Origin of the sequence: Mycobacterium sp. ELW1 (assembly GCF_008329905.1) — a bacterium.
Classification (GTDB): domain Bacteria; phylum Actinomycetota; class Actinomycetes; order Mycobacteriales; family Mycobacteriaceae; genus Mycobacterium.
In genome coordinates, this window is sequence record NZ_CP032156.1 from 154,855 (window position 1) to 169,669 (window position 14,815).

Annotated in this window: 15 protein-coding genes; 1 reads left to right on the forward strand and 14 read right to left on the reverse strand. The window is 67.7% G+C overall.

Features of this window, described 5'->3' with window-relative positions; translation table 11 throughout:
* Nucleotides 1-60: 60 nt before the first annotated feature.
* The 9 genes from D3H54_RS30710 to D3H54_RS30750 are packed head-to-tail and all read right to left on the reverse strand — an operon-like array spanning nucleotide 61 to nucleotide 10,267.
* Nucleotides 61-750 carry a GNAT family N-acetyltransferase gene (locus tag D3H54_RS30710; RefSeq protein WP_149383942.1) on the reverse strand — a complete coding sequence of 230 codons (690 nt, stop codon included), beginning with the start codon at nucleotides 748-750 and terminating at the stop codon, nucleotides 61-63.
* A gap of 15 nt (nucleotides 751-765) precedes the next feature.
* Nucleotides 766-2,553, reverse strand: coding sequence for an AAA family ATPase (locus D3H54_RS30715; RefSeq protein ID WP_149383943.1), 1,788 nt, complete (start codon nucleotides 2,551-2,553; stop codon nucleotides 766-768).
* A 20-nt stretch (nucleotides 2,554-2,573) separates the two neighbouring features.
* Nucleotides 2,574-4,598 (reverse strand): hypothetical protein, encoded by a 2,025-nt coding sequence (locus D3H54_RS31415; protein ID WP_168215137.1) that lies wholly within the window; start codon nucleotides 4,596-4,598, stop codon nucleotides 2,574-2,576.
* Complete coding sequence (locus D3H54_RS30725; RefSeq protein ID WP_149383944.1) at nucleotides 4,595-7,183, reverse strand: ATP-binding protein; 2,589 nt, start codon at nucleotides 7,181-7,183, stop codon at nucleotides 4,595-4,597. The genes D3H54_RS31415 and D3H54_RS30725 overlap by 4 nt, the downstream gene beginning before the upstream one ends.
* A 17-nt stretch (nucleotides 7,184-7,200) precedes the next feature.
* Nucleotides 7,201-7,545 (reverse strand): hypothetical protein, encoded by a 345-nt coding sequence (locus tag D3H54_RS30730; protein WP_149383945.1) that lies wholly within the window; start codon nucleotides 7,543-7,545, stop codon nucleotides 7,201-7,203.
* A 3-nt stretch (nucleotides 7,546-7,548) separates the two neighbouring features.
* Nucleotides 7,549-7,839 (reverse strand): hypothetical protein, encoded by a 291-nt coding sequence (locus D3H54_RS30735; RefSeq protein ID WP_087083508.1) that lies wholly within the window; start codon nucleotides 7,837-7,839, stop codon nucleotides 7,549-7,551.
* Nucleotides 7,840-7,867: 28 nt separating this feature from the next.
* Complete coding sequence (locus D3H54_RS30740) at nucleotides 7,868-8,782, reverse strand: conjugal transfer protein (protein WP_149383946.1); 915 nt, start codon at nucleotides 8,780-8,782, stop codon at nucleotides 7,868-7,870.
* A gap of 14 nt (nucleotides 8,783-8,796) precedes the next feature.
* A complete protein-coding gene (locus tag D3H54_RS30745) occupies nucleotides 8,797-9,906 on the reverse strand; it encodes a hypothetical protein (RefSeq protein ID WP_149383947.1) in 1,110 nt (369 codons plus the stop codon).
* The gene (locus tag D3H54_RS30750; RefSeq protein ID WP_149383948.1) at nucleotides 9,899-10,267 is read right to left on the reverse strand and encodes a hypothetical protein; all 369 of its coding nucleotides are present in this window, start codon (nucleotides 10,265-10,267) and stop codon (nucleotides 9,899-9,901) included. Before D3H54_RS30750 ends, D3H54_RS30745 begins: the two co-directional genes overlap by 8 nt.
* 89 nt (nucleotides 10,268-10,356) lie before the next feature.
* On the opposite strand from D3H54_RS30750, the gene D3H54_RS30755 reads away from it, so the two are divergent.
* Nucleotides 10,357-10,863 (forward strand): hypothetical protein, encoded by a 507-nt coding sequence (locus D3H54_RS30755; protein WP_149383949.1) that lies wholly within the window; start codon nucleotides 10,357-10,359, stop codon nucleotides 10,861-10,863.
* A 14-nt stretch (nucleotides 10,864-10,877) separates the two neighbouring features.
* On the opposite strand, the gene D3H54_RS30760 is transcribed toward D3H54_RS30755, so the two are convergent.
* From D3H54_RS30760 to D3H54_RS30780, 5 genes are all read right to left on the reverse strand, one after another.
* Nucleotides 10,878-11,534 carry a hypothetical protein gene (locus tag D3H54_RS30760; protein ID WP_149383950.1) on the reverse strand — a complete coding sequence of 219 codons (657 nt, stop codon included), beginning with the start codon at nucleotides 11,532-11,534 and terminating at the stop codon, nucleotides 10,878-10,880.
* Nucleotides 11,535-11,663: 129 nt separating this feature from the next.
* Complete coding sequence (locus D3H54_RS30765) at nucleotides 11,664-11,972, reverse strand: hypothetical protein (protein WP_210419784.1); 309 nt, start codon at nucleotides 11,970-11,972, stop codon at nucleotides 11,664-11,666.
* Nucleotides 11,969-13,396: a type IV secretory system conjugative DNA transfer family protein gene (locus tag D3H54_RS30770; protein ID WP_149383951.1), complete on the reverse strand. Its 1,428-nt coding sequence runs from the start codon at nucleotides 13,394-13,396 to the stop codon at nucleotides 11,969-11,971. Before D3H54_RS30770 ends, D3H54_RS30765 begins: the two co-directional genes overlap by 4 nt.
* 57 nt (nucleotides 13,397-13,453) lie before the next feature.
* Nucleotides 13,454-13,723: a hypothetical protein gene (locus D3H54_RS30775; RefSeq protein ID WP_149383952.1), complete on the reverse strand. Its 270-nt coding sequence runs from the start codon at nucleotides 13,721-13,723 to the stop codon at nucleotides 13,454-13,456.
* Between the two features lie 60 nt (nucleotides 13,724-13,783).
* A complete protein-coding gene (locus D3H54_RS30780; RefSeq protein WP_286199361.1) occupies nucleotides 13,784-14,758 on the reverse strand; it encodes an FtsK/SpoIIIE domain-containing protein in 975 nt (324 codons plus the stop codon).
* Nucleotides 14,759-14,815 lie beyond the last annotated feature (57 nt).

A 14,815-nucleotide genomic window follows, 5' to 3' on the forward strand; every position in this document is an offset into this window, starting at 1 on the left:
GCCGACACCCGCCGCCAGCGCCTCGAATCGCTGCCGGCTGGAATTGGTAGTCGATGCAGGTCAGTCACCGCTGGGGCGCTGTTCGCGAACGAAGAACCGGTCCGAGGCCAACCCCGTCATTGCATCTGCGTCATTTCCGGTGATCATGGCCAGCGAGAGCGGCTCACCGGGGTCGAGGACTGCAAAGCCTGCCCGTTCATAGAAGCTGACCAGGGGTGTGCGCTCTGCGGCGAACTGGCCGTAAACCATGATCAGCTTGTCACGGATCGCGGTGTCGAGGGCTGAGCGCAGCAGTCGGGTGCCGTGCCCGCGACCCTGCTGCTCGGGGTCGACGACGATAGTGTGGATCTTGGCCACTGACAGCGCCGCGATCATGAAGTTGGTGAAGTTGAGCGACGGTTCTCCATCGCCGGGCGCCTCAGCGCCCATCCGTGAATGCATAACATCCCACAGTCGGCGGTGAGCACCCATGATGAGGGCGCCGATCGGGGCGTCGTTGAGGCGGAGCACCCGGACCATCATCCGGGCCAGCCCCCACTGGTTGTCGGGGAGCTGCGTGAGCTGCTCAAGGTTGCGCCGAAAGCCGCCGCCGGTCGCAACGCCCAAATATCCGCCGGTGAACGCCCGCTCGAACCGGGTGGCCTCAGCGGCCGGGTCGTCGCTGGCGACGCCGGCACGTTCGAACCACGCCGGTAGGCGGGCGAAGTCCTCAAGCTGTGGTGGGCCGATGGTGACCCGGTTACGACCCATCGCGCGGCGCCGGTCTTAGCGGTCGGTCGGGCTCGCGGGCGCGGCGGTGCCGCCCAGTGAGGAGGCCAGGGCGCGGCTCATGTCGTCGGTGTTGACGATGAGCACCGAGGGATCGGCCGCGGCCAGCGCGGACAGCTCCTCGGGGGTGTTGCTGCTGAGTCGTCGTGCTCGCTCGCGCTTGCACGCGATGACCACCTTGCGGGCGTAGCGACCGTTGCCGGCGATATCGAGCGCGGTTCCGGCGTCGGTCGGCGTGGCGCGCAGCCGGGAGGCTTCGGCGTGCAGCAGGGGCCACGCGTCCTCGGCGATCGCGATCTTCTCCTTGGCGGCGATGTGGCGGCCGATCGCCTCGATTTCGTCGGCGTTGTAGCTGGAAAAGCTCAGGGTGAAGTTGAACCGCGACGCCAGGCCGGGGTTGGCGGCCAGGAAGCGGCGCATCTCTTTCGGGTAGCCGGCGACGATGACCACCAACTGGTCGCGGAAGTCTTCCATGTACTTCAGCAGCGTGTTGATGGCGTCTTTGCCGAAACTGTGGCCCTCGGTTTCGGGTACCAGCCGGTAGGCCTCGTCGATGAACAACACGCCGCCCAGCGCCTCTTCGCACACCTCTTTCATCCGCTGCGCGGTCTGGGAGACGTAGCCGACGACAAGGTCCTCCTCGGTGACCTCCATGGGGTCGGGGCGCTGAATCTTGCCCAACCCGAACAGGATCTCCGCGACGATACGGGCGAAGGTCGTTTTCGCTGTTCCCGGTGGTCCTTCGAAGACGATGTGGTTTTCGCCCGTTGACGAGGTCTCCTGGCCCTGGGCGGCCATCAGCTGATCGATCTGAATTTCGGTGCGCCACACCGCGATCTGTTCTTTGGGGCCCTCAAGTCCAATCAGCTCGTCGAGGCGGCGCTTGGCGTGGGCGAGGACTTCTTTCTGTTCGTCGGCCAGCGCGGCCGCGTCGCGTTGCGCGCGGCTGGTCTCGGTGGCCGGGTCCCATTTGTCGGTGCGGGTGGCGATGGTTTCGGGATCGGTCACCACGAGGCGGTAGGTGGGGTCGTCGATCGCCTGCTGCGCGGCGGGCAGCAGCTGCCCGTCGGCGGCGGCCGCGCGGAACGCGGCCAGGGCAGCCTCGTGCTCGCCGAGCTCGCGAAGGCACCAGCCGCGGGTCAGCGCCACATCGGCGGCCACGTAAGGATTGGCCGAGTTGATCTTGTCGGCCGCACTCAGCGCTGCTTGGAACTGGCCAAGGCTCGCCGCAGCGGCTGCCGCCAGCGCCGCCACCGCGTCGGTGACCGCGTCGAGCACATGGGTCGCCTCCGCTGGCGGGGATACCGCCGTCGCGGCCAGCAGATCAGGCCAACGGCGGGTGTGGAAATGCAGTGTGGCGGTGATGAATTGGCGCCACTGGGCGGCTTGGGTGTCCTCGCCGAGGACGGGGTCCTGCAGCAGCTCGGCGCCCTGGCCGTACTGTCCGGCGCGGATCAGCGCCGAGGCGTAGGCCAGGGTCAGCGTCGCGCGCGACCACACCGGCAGCGTCACATACAGCGGTGCTGACGTCTGGGCGTGCAGGTCGCCGTCCTTGAGCCCGATGCGCCGGGTCTCGCGGTAGAGGGCCCGGGAGTGTTCATGCGCTCCGGCCAAGGTGGCCAACTCCTGGTCGCCACACGCCAGCCGGCCCAGCCAGGCATCGGACATGCCGGGGTTGGCGGCGGTGATGCGGGTGAACTTGCTCAGCGCGGTGGCGTGGTCACCGGAGCGGTAGTTGTCCATCGCGGCGTCGAACGCGCGGCGCTGTTCGGTCGGCGAGGTCATGGCTGGTGCGGCCTCCTTGGCTACTTGTCGGTGATGGGATTGACGGTAGTCGGTGCACCGCCGGGCGGTCCTGGCTCATCGTCGGGCGGCGGCGGCATCTCCTCATCGTGGGGCGGCTCGGGCGGCAGGGGGAGGAATGCGAGATGGCGGGCGTCTTGCAGGTCGGCCATCGGCGGCAGTGACGTCGCTGTCTCGCCGTGCCCGAGCGGACCGTCGGCGGGCAACCCGACGCTGGGCGGGGCGGCCGCGGGCCCGGAGTGTCCCCGGGGAGCGGGTGCGGCGTCGCGGGCGCCGTCGAAGCCGCTGAGCATTCCCTGAATGCCGCCGGGCTGGGGTGCCGACAGCGCCGGCTCGCCGCCGCCGGGCGGGGCGGCGTGGGCGCCGCCGCTGGGGTCGATGCCGCCGGTTGACGGTGGGCCGGCGGTGTCGGCTCCCCCACCCTGGCCGGGACTGGACAGACCCGATCCGGCACCCTCGGAAGGGACCGGCTCAAACCCGGACTGCGGCTGGCCGTGGACTTGGCGGGCATCGGCGGCCTGGGCGTCGAGCTGCTCCCAGGGCGTGGTGTCCCCGCGGTGGCGCAGACGTGAACCCAGCCCTTGCGCGCCGGCGACGGCGGCGCCGCCGACCCCGCCGACCGCGGCGTGCATTCCCATGCCGACGGCCACACTGCCGGCCTGGCGGAACAGGCCCGGGCCGGGACGGTCGGCCGACAGATCCGCGCGGATGTAGCGCAGCAGCATCATCGCCGCGATCGAGACCGCGCCCATCATCAGCACGTGGGCGAAGGGGTTGGCGCCGCCGAGCTGGGCTGGTAGACGCCCGGCGACGATGGATTCCACCGCCAACCCCATGACGCTGACGAACACGATGTAGACCAGGACCTCGATGGCGTGCCGGAAAAATTTCCAGACCACATCTTGGGCGCGCCGCTGTGGGGCGCCGGGGATCGCGCCCAGCCACAGCGTCGGCAACAAGATCACCGTCGTGTAGATCGCTTTGACCGAGACCTTGAGCACCGCCCACCCGGAGAGCACCATGAATGCGCCCAGCAGCAGTGCGGCGATGACGAACACCAGACCCACCCAGATGTTGGTCCCATCGAGGTGCTGGGCGTAGGACACCGCGGCGGTGTTGCCGCAGGATTGCATGGCGCGGATCGGGCCGTCGGGGGCGCCGCGGTTGACCGCCGCCGACCAGGCGGCGCCGCAGCCGCCGACGCGATCAACGACATGACCGAAGTTCCACAACTGCAACGGTTCTCGCACCGTGTGGGTGATCAGGCTGGCGGTCAGCGCGTCGACCTGGCCGCCACCGCTTCCGGCGCCGTCGAAGGCGCCGTTGTGGCCGGGGGTCGCGGCCTGGGCGACGCTGAAACCGACGCGGCGGGCGAACTCGAGTAAGCCGCCTTCGCCGTACATCAAGCCGGCCGGGTTGGCGAAGATGGCGACCGACATTGCCGGGATGGTCAACGCAATCAGGATCATCGTCCAGCCCCGGCCCTCCTCGCCACGTCGAATCGCGAGGTAACCGATGAACACCCCGAGCGGAATCGCGATGACCAGCAGACCCAATTGGGTGGTGACAGTAACGACCGCACTGGTGAGTGCGTGGGCGATCTGACCGATGACGGTCAGCCAGTAGGTGCTCACGGTGATTTTCATCAGCCACAGCGCTAAGGCGATGATGCCGATAAACGCGCCGGCCTCGGCGGTCAGGATGCTGGCCGAGGTGACATTGAACGCCATCGTCTCCATGGCGTGCAGCGTCCAGGCCATCCAACTGTCGGGTGTCCAGCCGATGTCGGGGCCGGCCTGGGTGATCTGTTCGCGGATCGTGGGCAGGCTCAGGTAGTAGTTGCCCAGCGGCACCCCGTAGGTGTCTTTGAGGCCGGTCCAGTTGAGCACCATCGCGTTGGTCGAGGCGCTGGCCGCCGGGGCGGCCGCGGTGGCGGTGATCGCCAAGGCGTTCAAGACAGCCAGCAGCAGCAGTGGGCGGCCTAACCGCGGGTGGGTCAGGTACCAGTAGTGCAGGCGCGCGGTCATGCGGGCCCGGCCGCTTGACTGCGCTGCTTGGCGCGGTGCGGGTTGGTGTCATAGCGCGCCGCCAGGGCCGCGGTCGGCGCGGCGAACAAGCCCACCTTCCCGAAGCCGCCGAACTCGTCGAGGAACCACGCTTCGCCCTCACGACCCGGGATCACCTTGCCGTAGCGGTCGTCGATCGCGTCGTCGCCGTGGTCGACCAGCTGCACAGGGCTGGTGTTGTTGACGTAGTTGGCCAGCAGCTCCGGGTGACGGTCCAGGTCGCGGTCACACCATTCCAGCGTCGCCTTGGCGATGTCAGATCGCTTGAACCCCAAGCACAGTCGCTGATCAATGAACTCGTCTTCGAGCACGGCGAAGTCCTTGATCGGCTGCTGGCTGATGCCGCACAACCCCGTCCACGCCTTGCGGCCCTGCCGGATAATCGTGTTGGCGCACTTCTGCCCGCCGGGTGAATTCGTCCAGGCCGCGCATTCCTCAACAACCAGCATGTCCGGCTGCTCGGGGCGGGCAAAGAAAATGGACTGGGCCAGCTCTGCCGCCAGGCCGTAGAGCGCTTGGGCGGCCCGCTGGCCGGGCGTGGTCTGCTGATGCAGGTGCGCTTGATATTCCTCAGTGACTGTGGGCAGCTTGAGGCCGGCGAAGTTCCAGATCACACATTGAGCGGTGGCCAGGGCGGGGACCGGCAGATTCTCGTCGAACAGTGGCCGCAGTAGACGTTGTGCGGCCAGGCCTTCCAGTCCGATCAGGAGATCGGTGTCGGCGTCCGTGCGCTCGGCGGCGGGCAGGTCACGCAGATAGCGGATCAGCTGCGCGGTGCTGTGAATGGCGTTGGCTTGCCGAGATGCCGGCGCCAGATGTCCCCAGAGCCGCTGGGCCTCGCGGCTAAGCGGAGAAAACCCCAATTGCGGCAGCAAATGGTCAATGGTTCGCTCGGCGGCCTCCTCAAAGGGGAAAATTCTTAAACCGTCGAGGCTGAAATTCATGCGCGCAACATCAATAACCACTTTGTCATCGAAATCGACCAAACCTTTTTCATGTTCGCGCGCATCGGTAGGGTCGAACAAATGCAGACCAGCGCCGAGTTTCAACCACGACCGGCTCAAATTCTTGGTCACCTGCGATTTCCCGCGCCCCGGTGAGCCGCACACGACCAGATTTGCCGGATTCTCCCGCGCCGGCGCGTTGATGACATCGAGCAGCACGACATCGCGCAGCCCCGGACTGGTCAGATTCATCCCCAGCGGGACACCGGTGTTGTTGCCCAGTTTGCTTGCCAGCAGCGGCACGAACGGCGCGAAACGTTTGGTCGTGGTCGGGTTACGAAACTCATCAAGAGCGGCGCGGCGCTCCCCGCCCGGGGCGAACGCCCGCAACAACGTGGGCTGGCTGCCGCGCCACCGTTTCGACCCGATGTTCTGGCCGCGGTAGGTCCGGGCGAGGTCGGTGACCGCCCGGTTGACCGTGTCCGGATCGCCCGCGGCCGCGGCGATCACGATCGCGGCGTTGACGCCGCGCTCGGCGCTGCCCCGTTTGAGCTCGGAGGCCAGCTCCCTGCCGGAGGCCAGCTTGCGCAGCAGCTCATCGGAGCTCGACGCGTGTCGGCCGCGCTGGCGGTACTGATCACGGATGTTGACGATGACGTTCTCCGCGGTCGACACGGCAACATCGGCGCTGGTGAAGGTGATGTTGATGGTCCAGTCCAAGACGCTGTCCGGGGTGGTGCGGTCATCGAGGACCTTGAACAGCGTCGAACGCGGCCAGGCGATCCCGCTGTCGGGGAAGCTGTCCAAGGGCAGCAGCGCTTGATAGGAGTCGGGCACCGCATCGGTGCGGTCGCGGAAGGTGCGCACGAACACATCGGCGTCGCTGCGCGCCGCGCGCCACCGCCGGCCGCGCAGCTTGGCGGCCCCCGGGTCGAGGTGGACCGGGCTAAACGCTGAGCCGGGCAGGGTGGCGTCGGGATCAAACGGCTGCCCCGGCAGCGGTGCATCCCACACACCGCGGCTGGCGATGTAGTTCCAATGCCACCAAATCTGTTCCACCGTCGCGGGTTTGGGGAAAAACACCGCAGGCAACGCAGCGACCATCTGGGCGGCCAGCTCGCGGTAGTAGGCGATCGAGGAATCGGTGTCCTTATCGCGACCCACCGCGACGTCGACCATGCGCCGCCACATGCCGCTGGGGGTGCGCCCGGCCAGACCGTAATCCAGCGGCAGGCTCAGCCAATAGATGCGCCGGCGCGCACGGTGCCCGGCGATCGTCGGCTCCCAGCTGCGGCAGTGCTGGACCCACGGCCGCGCCGTGGCCGCCAGACCCGTCTCATCGCCGTCGCGCAGGCGCAGATCAGGATGGCTGTAGAGCATCTTTCGCACGGTGCTGCGCGATGCCACCGGCACCGTCAAGCCACTGATCGACGATCCAGATGGCAGTGCCCGCCACAGCTCGGCGTGCTCGGCGGCCACGCGTTCCTGCCACTCTTCGGACAAGAAGATGAACGGCTGACCGGACAACAGGTAGTCGGCGTAGACCCCGTGAGGGGTCAGCCGCAGGTTGCCGATCGCGCGTAGCGGGGTGGCCAAAGACATTCGACGAACCGGCCCTTCTAGCGGTGCGAGCGGTGCGAGGACACGACCTGCGGGCGCAGGTTCTCCCACCACCAGCGGGCCCGGGTGCGCAGCGACGGACGGGTCGCGGGCAGTTTCGACAACAGCCACACCGCCGCCGCGGTCACCACGACGCCGATGATGAGCAAGCGCAGCGCGTTGCCGGAGTTGATGTTGGCGGTGACCAAAGAGCCGGTCACGATGAACCCGAGCACTGCGGCGAAGGCGTCCGGGGCGCGCCACTTCTCTTTGAACGGCAGCGTGAAACCGTCCCCGGAATCGCCGAGGTGGATGGGCAGCGAACGCTGATCGGAGTAGATCTTGGCCGAGACGTCGTTGCTCATCGCTCAGCGATCCCAGACGCTGTCCACACGGACCGGGTTGCGGATCCCGGCGTCCTCGGCTTCCTGGGTCACCGCCGCGGCGATACCTACCGACAGCCCGATCAGCACCGCGAACACGATCGCGCCGATCTCGGCGGTGATCGCCGCACCCGACCCTTCTTTGAGCTTCTTGATGGCCGATCCGGCGCCGATGACCAAGGCGACCAGCGCCAGGAATCCCAGCACCGCCAGACCGAGTTTGTTACCGGACTCAAAAAGACCCGATGCCGCCAGTAATTCGGTATTTTCTGCCATGTTCCCTCACGCCTTTCTCAATCGCCCTTTAGTTATGTGGTTTGGCGACAGGGTTGGCTTCGGATTGGGTGCCAACCTGCGGAACTAAGTCTATGGCCGCCACCATCCACGTCCCGCCGCTATTTTCGACCGTCAGCGGATACACCAAATTCACGGTGGCAAATTGTGATGTCTGCGCGACGACGGTGGCCCGCACGTGCAGCTGCTCGCCGGGTGCTGGCGTGTCGGGCACGCTGCGGTCCGTCGCTGCCGCCGAGACCACCGCACTTTGATAGCCGCCGATCGGGCGCAGCGGCGCACCGGCCACTACGTAGCGATCCAGTCCGTTGGTGGCCGTCAAATAGGTACGGATGAATCCGGCGACCACGGCGAACACCGGGCTCTCGGGGCCCAGCGCGTTGCGGTAGTCCAGCGTGAAATCCGCGCCCGGACCCGGATCGTTGATCTGCGCCGGGAAATCCAGGGCACGGGGTTGACGATTCCACAGCGAAATCGGGACCTGATAGAACGTGCGCGTGGGTTGCGCTGAGGCATATGCGCGTTCGTTGACCGAGATCACGGCGGTGTAGAGCTCGGTGTCACCGAGCGTGCCCATCCTGAGCACCGGTCCCACCTGAGGCGCGGTGATCACTGCCGCTGGTGTCGAGGGCAGCGCCAACCCTTGCTCGGGCAAAGTGATGAAGCGTTGCAAGCTGTCTCGTTGATTGACCGTCGCGGTACGCCAGGCCACCACGAAGTCCGACGCGAAGGCCCCCACTAGGCTTTGTTGATTGCGTTCGCGCTGGGCGATGCCGATGAAGTCGGGGCGGTCGGGGGCCAAGAACACCTTGCAGCCGGCGGCGGCGCCGAAGATCGCGGCCAGGGTCACGGCGACGAGGCCGGCGCGGCGGGCTCCGCCGCGCCATCGGTGCAGACGTGCTTGCCAGGTTTTCGACAGTGCCACGGGAATCTCATTTCTTAGGGCTGGTAGCCGAGGAACTTCAGCGCGCTCATCGCGAACGTGTTGTCGACGGGGTCGCTACCGCTGCCGGGTACGGTCAGATCGGGGTACGGCTCCGGGCTCTGCGGGGCTTCCGACAGGGGTTGACCCCCTTCGCCGAGCAGCGACTCCACCAACCCGGGCTGGGCCTCGGGCAGCCCGGCGGGATCGGTGGCCGGTAGCGGTGAGGTGGGCGGGCGCGAGGTCTGCAACACCACTACGTTGACCCGCGACGCCAGCACCCGACGCGGCAGCGCGGCGGTGACCGGCCCGTGCACATTGCCGGTGTCCTGGGTGAAGATGTCGGAGACCACGTTGCCGTTGAGGAAGATGTATTGCAGCCGGGTCAACACCCGATGCTGAAGCCATCGATCCTGTCCGCCAGGTGTTTTCGCGACCCATCCCGGCGTTGCCTCGACACCGGAAATCATGTAGGTCTTGCCGAAATCGACGGTGAGTACTTTGCCTTCGAGCGCCTCATCGCGGGAGCCGCGTGCGCAGACCCAGGCCGAATCGGTGGCGGTGTCGGTCAACGACTGCGCTGAGGTCGACCCAGCCGCACACGGGGCGCTGGCGGTGTAGGGCAGCGACTGATCCTGCGGGAGCGTCGGTGCGGCCGAGGTGGGAACCGGCTGTGGTTGAGCTACCGGCATGGCCGTAGGAGCATCCGACCGCTGCTGGGTCGGCGTGGAGTCGTCGCTGAACGACACCAGCGCGGCCACGATCGCCGTCACCGCCACCACCAGCCCAACCCCCAACGCCAGGGCGGTGCGCTTGGCGCCGGCATCAGCGCGAGTCGCCCCGGTGGCGTCGTCCTCGGCCGCCGGCGCATCGGGGGCGTCGAGATCCACGGGCATCTCGTCCGCTGCGGTGGCCGCCACCGCTTCCAGATTCGGGTCGGTGACCGCCTCGCTGTCGTCGTGCTCGCTTGTGGGGGCGGTGTCTGCGGCGGGGCCGGTGTCGTCGACGTCGAACGCGACCTCGCCGGAGTGCACCGTGCCCGCGGCCGGTGCCGCGCCCCGGTCGGCGCCGCTCATCAGCTCATCGACCCAACGGTCATCGGTGAGGGGTTCGGCAGTGTCAGCCACGGCGCTGGTCCTCGATCACCTCGGCATCGACCACCATTGGGGCGGCGGGGCGCCAGGCCTGCGGCGGCGGTCCCATCCACACCGGCAGCAGCACCCAGCCGCCCGGCTGGGTCGGCGCCCACCCCACCGGACGCGACGGCGGCGCCGAACGCACGGGGGCCACGGCGCGCCCGGGCGGCAGCGCGCGCATCGGCGGCGAGGCGGGCGGGCGGTGGCGGCCCCGTACCGCTTTCATCACCAGGACAACGACGGCAATCAGGATCAGCACCGGGGCGAGCTTGATGAGTATCTGCACCACGGCCAGCACTGCCACCGCCATCACGGCGGCCAGCAGGGCGAACAGTGCCAGTAATGTCTTCATGAGGGCAACCTAACGTCGAGATATGACATATATCGGCGGTCACAATTTGTGACCCGACTTAGCGCATTGGGTGCGGTAGGGTGCGGAATATGACTGTCCCAGCCGACGGCGTCGCCCGCCTCATGCACTTCGTCGACGCCCGCTTGGGTCAACTGCGGATGAGCAAGGAAGATGCCAACCGCCGAGGGTTCCCCCACCCCAGCACGTTGGCCGCTGTCCGCGCCCGCGAGTCCCAGCACACCCCCACCGTGCGCACGCTGCTGCGCATCGACCGCACCCTGGGCTGGCAGCCCGGGTCGGCCGCAGTGGTGCTGCTGGGCGGCACCCCGCTCAGTGTGACCGCCCGGACCACCCGTAACGTGCGCGCTCACGAGCAGTCCTCGACGCCGATGACGGCCCAGGACGTCATTGACCGGCTGCTGGGCCAACTGCGCGACGAAATCGAGCGAGCCCGCGACGAGGTGCGCGCCGTCGATGACCGCCTCCAGCGTCTCTACACAGTGCACGAACGGTTGAGCCAGGAGTTCCGCGTCGATCACACGCTGGTCGAGGAGTTCGACGACCAGGACGCGGTCAGCGGCACCGTGCAGCACTGAGGTGCGCGCCGCGCTCACCACCGCGGCATCCGCTCGCCGTGTTCGGGCAGCGGCCGCGGCTCCACCACCGGTGGGCCGGTGATTTCGTAGGGCCCCAGAATCTCGGCGGCGTCCTCGGCAGTGAGCGTGCGCTGCGGCGGCGTCAACGGCCACCACTGCTCCGAGCCAGGGATCGCCAACCATCCTTCGGCGATGCCGTACACCCCGGCCACCACGGGCGCGGCGGCGACTTGGGCGCACAGCCACGGCACGACCAGCATCTGACCCATCGTCGGGGCCGGGTCATACAACGCGATGATCGGCAGTCCCAGCGCGGCCCCCGACCACAGCAAAGCAGCGGTGGGGAAGGCCCGAAGTGTCGCCGGAATCAGGTTCACCAGAACAGTTTTGAGTGCCACGCCGGCTAACCAACCCAGCGGAACACATACCGCCAGCACTGCCACCGCCACCAGTTCCACCTGTGAGGTCGGCGACTTGGCCACTCGCAGGATCAGCGGCGGCAGCGACGTGTCGTCATGCGGGTCGGGCACCGCGGCCACCGTGTCGCGCTGGCGAGCTCGCACGCGGCGGCCCAGCTGCTCGGCGCGGCGGCGCTGAATCAGCGACCATCCCTGCCGCCGAGCAATCCAGGCCCGGCGCACCTCATCGAACTTGTCGCTGGGATCAGCCATAAAACGACCCTAAAACGCGCCAAAGGGTAGCTCGTGCACTATTTTTGCGGCTCCGGCTCCGGCCCACGATCAGCTGAGCGGGCGGGGGTGGCGCGCTGCGCCATCCCGCACTCTCGCTGTTGTCGAGCGCTACACCGCACCGCGGTTCGCCGCGGCAGCGAACCGGTGCGCGGCATCGAAGTAGTGCCGGGCATAGCGCAGTTGCGCAGCAGTGGCGTCGCCGGCCACCAGCACAGTGGCGGCCTCGTCTCGTGCCGAGAGGGCGTATTGGCGGCGGCGATGGGTGTCAGTGCCCATGATCACCGCGTATTGAAGGTCTTTGCGGGCCTGCGCAAGCGCGGTCGAGGTGGCGACTTGGGCGCCCAGGGCGTCTTGTGTGTGCGGTGAGTGGTTACAGCAGTCGTGTGCTGGCAACGCCTGCGCGACAATCGAACTCATCGCCTCGACGCCAACGTGCCCTTGCCATTGCCCCGTTGTTGGCGATGGCTGCCGCCGCTGCTGCTGATTCGGGCGTCGCGAAGTTCGTCAAGGTATGTGACGAACTCGGTCCAGTCGATGAGGGATACCATGCGCCCTGGCGTTCCTCGCACCAGCAACCGGGCGAACGTGTCGTTGGGCGGCAAAAGTTCTTCAGGCTCAAGGGCATTGCCGAAGTTACGGCTGGTCGACGTGGAATCCAAGCTGTGGTCGTAGGACTGTTGACTGCGTGTCGTCTTGCCACTCCAAAAGGACGCCGACTCCATCAAATCCTTTTCGTGCGAACCGTACATGAGCAGCGAGGCCGGAACGACGGCCCGGATCGCTGCGCCCTGCAGCGGGCCGTAGATCGCGTCGAGCTGCTCACCGGCCTGGGCGGCGAAACACAGCGATACCCCCAGGCCGCGGGACTCGGCGATGTATTGGGGCAACCGCGGCAACGGGGTGTTGGTGATCTCGTCGAGGAACATGCCCAGCCGCGCAAACTCGTCCCACTGAGCGACTTTCACGCGTTGCCGATTGATCAGCTGGTCCATGAGGGTGATCGCCTGCGCGGCTACGGTTCCGTCGAACGGGGTCAGCAGATAGATGGTGGCGTTCGGATCTTCCAAAAACGTTTCATCGAGCATCGGCAGACCCTTGTCGCGTTCCATCGTTTGCAGCCAGGCGGTCAGCACCTTGGTCACGGTGATCTTGACCGAATCGCGTTGCTTGGCTTCCATACTCAACACGCTGCGCACGCGCGCCTCGAAATAGCGGTTGGCCGACCAGACAGCCGCGGTCACCCACGACGCGTCGGTGCTCATCTGCGTCGAGGTTGGCCACGGGTTGGGTAGCGTCACATCCTCGGCCGCCTCGAGCACCCAGTCGATACCCAGGCCGAGCGCGTGCGGGCTCGCGGCGTAGAGCAAGCAGGTCAACGGGGCGAACGCCAGATCATCCCAAGGCCCGGGATCGCTGCCACGAAAAGAGCTGCCCGACAGGGCAACCGCCGATGTGCTCAGCAATGTGCGCGCCACCGCCTTGGCGTCCTCCAGGCCGGTGATCCACGCTGTCGGATCGAATCGGTAGGGACGCAGATCGGCCGGGTAATAGGGGGCCGCTATCGGCCGCAGATCCAGCAGCGCAGCCGGGCCATAGCGGCGCGAGGCCACCATCTGCATCAGGTCATCTTTGGACGAGGACACCAGCGCCGGGCCCGGCCACAGCACCGCCGACTGCGCCAGCCACTTACGGGTCTTACCGGCGCCCGGTGGGGCGAACGCGCCGATGTGCGGGGCGGTCTCCAGCGGCACCAGCCGGCCGCGGTCGTCGTGCACCCAGCCGGCGAAGGGAGTCACCGGAGGCCGGTAGCCGCCGGCGGCGGCAGTGGGCGTCGCGCTCATAGTTGAAAACCCTAGGGCTGGCGCCAGGGTGCTTCGTGCACTATTTTTCGCGGCGGCTCAGTCGGGCAGCGGAGCGACGTACTCCCCCGCGCGCACGTCGGGCCCGATCCGTACCGCGTACTGGAGCTGATCGGCGGTGTACATCCAGCCGTCATCGGTCCAGGTGCGCGGAACGAGTTGCGCCACAACCGGTTGCGGCAAGCTGCATGCCTTAGCGACGTCGGCGATGGTGAACAGCCGGTCGCGCTCGCCCCTCGTCACCACCGCGGCGTTGCGGCGGCGAAACGACTCCAAACACAGCGGTGCGGCGAGCTGCTCATCAGTCACAGATTAAGGCTACGGCGCGGCGGGGCGGGGCGGGGACGGAAAATTCCGGTGTTTGGTTCTTCAGCCGGCACCGAGCCGCTGCCCCAACGCAAAAGCGACTTCCGCGGCGTTGAACAGGCGGATTGGGCCGTCGAGGGTGCCAGTGTGGGATCTGAGGTAGGCGTACCCCGGGTCCGCGGGCAGGTGCCAGGCGTCGGGGCGGCCGAGCACATCCGTCGAGTCCTGTGCTGTGGCCGTCCGCAACGCGAGGACGCAGTCGCAGGTCAGGGACACGGTCCGACCGTCGCCGGTGGGCAGCATCGCCGGCGGCCGGGTGCTCGACACGATCAGCCGCACGCCCAGCCCGGGGCCCTGGTCGATGACCCGTTGCAGCGTGGTTGTCACCTCGGGCTGCCAGTCCAGCAGCTCGTCGACGGCGTCGATTACGACGACCAGTTCGGGAGGGCTGTGGCCCGTCTGGGTGGTGCGGCGGTCGATCTCGTCGTCGAGGTAGGCGCACCAGCTTTCCCAGTGCCCGGGCGGGTCCTCAGGGCGGCGATGGCCGCGGTGAGCTTTGACGTGCGGCGGCAACGCCCCCGCCGAGCAAATGCAGTTTTGATAATCGCCGACTGCGAGGATGAGTCGGGTGGGCGGATAGATCGCGCACAAGCCGGCGACGATTGATTGCAGCGCAACGCTTTTGCCCGCTCCCCCGGTGCCGACGCACGCCACGATGCTGGAGTGCTCGCCGATCTCGATCGTCGTCGGAAGGTGGGACGCGTCGGGCGGTGCGCCGACTGGGCTTCGCAGGACCCGATCGCCGGCGCGGCGCTGCCAAGCCGGTTGCGGGTCGAAGGTGGCGATATCGGTGATGTTCAGGGCGTCCAGGAAGCGCTGATCCACCCAGCGCGGGTCGATGCGGGCGGCGGTGATCGGCCAGGGCCGATCGGTGAGTTCGGCCGCGGTGTGGGTGACGGCGCGCAGCGCCTCGGTGTAAGAGACGTGGTGGGTGCGCTGGTAGTCGCGGGCTGCCTGCTTGCGGGCGTTGGTGGTCACGGCGGATCCCATCGTTCGTGCGCGGCCGTCGTGCGGGAGCCCACACCATCCGCGGCC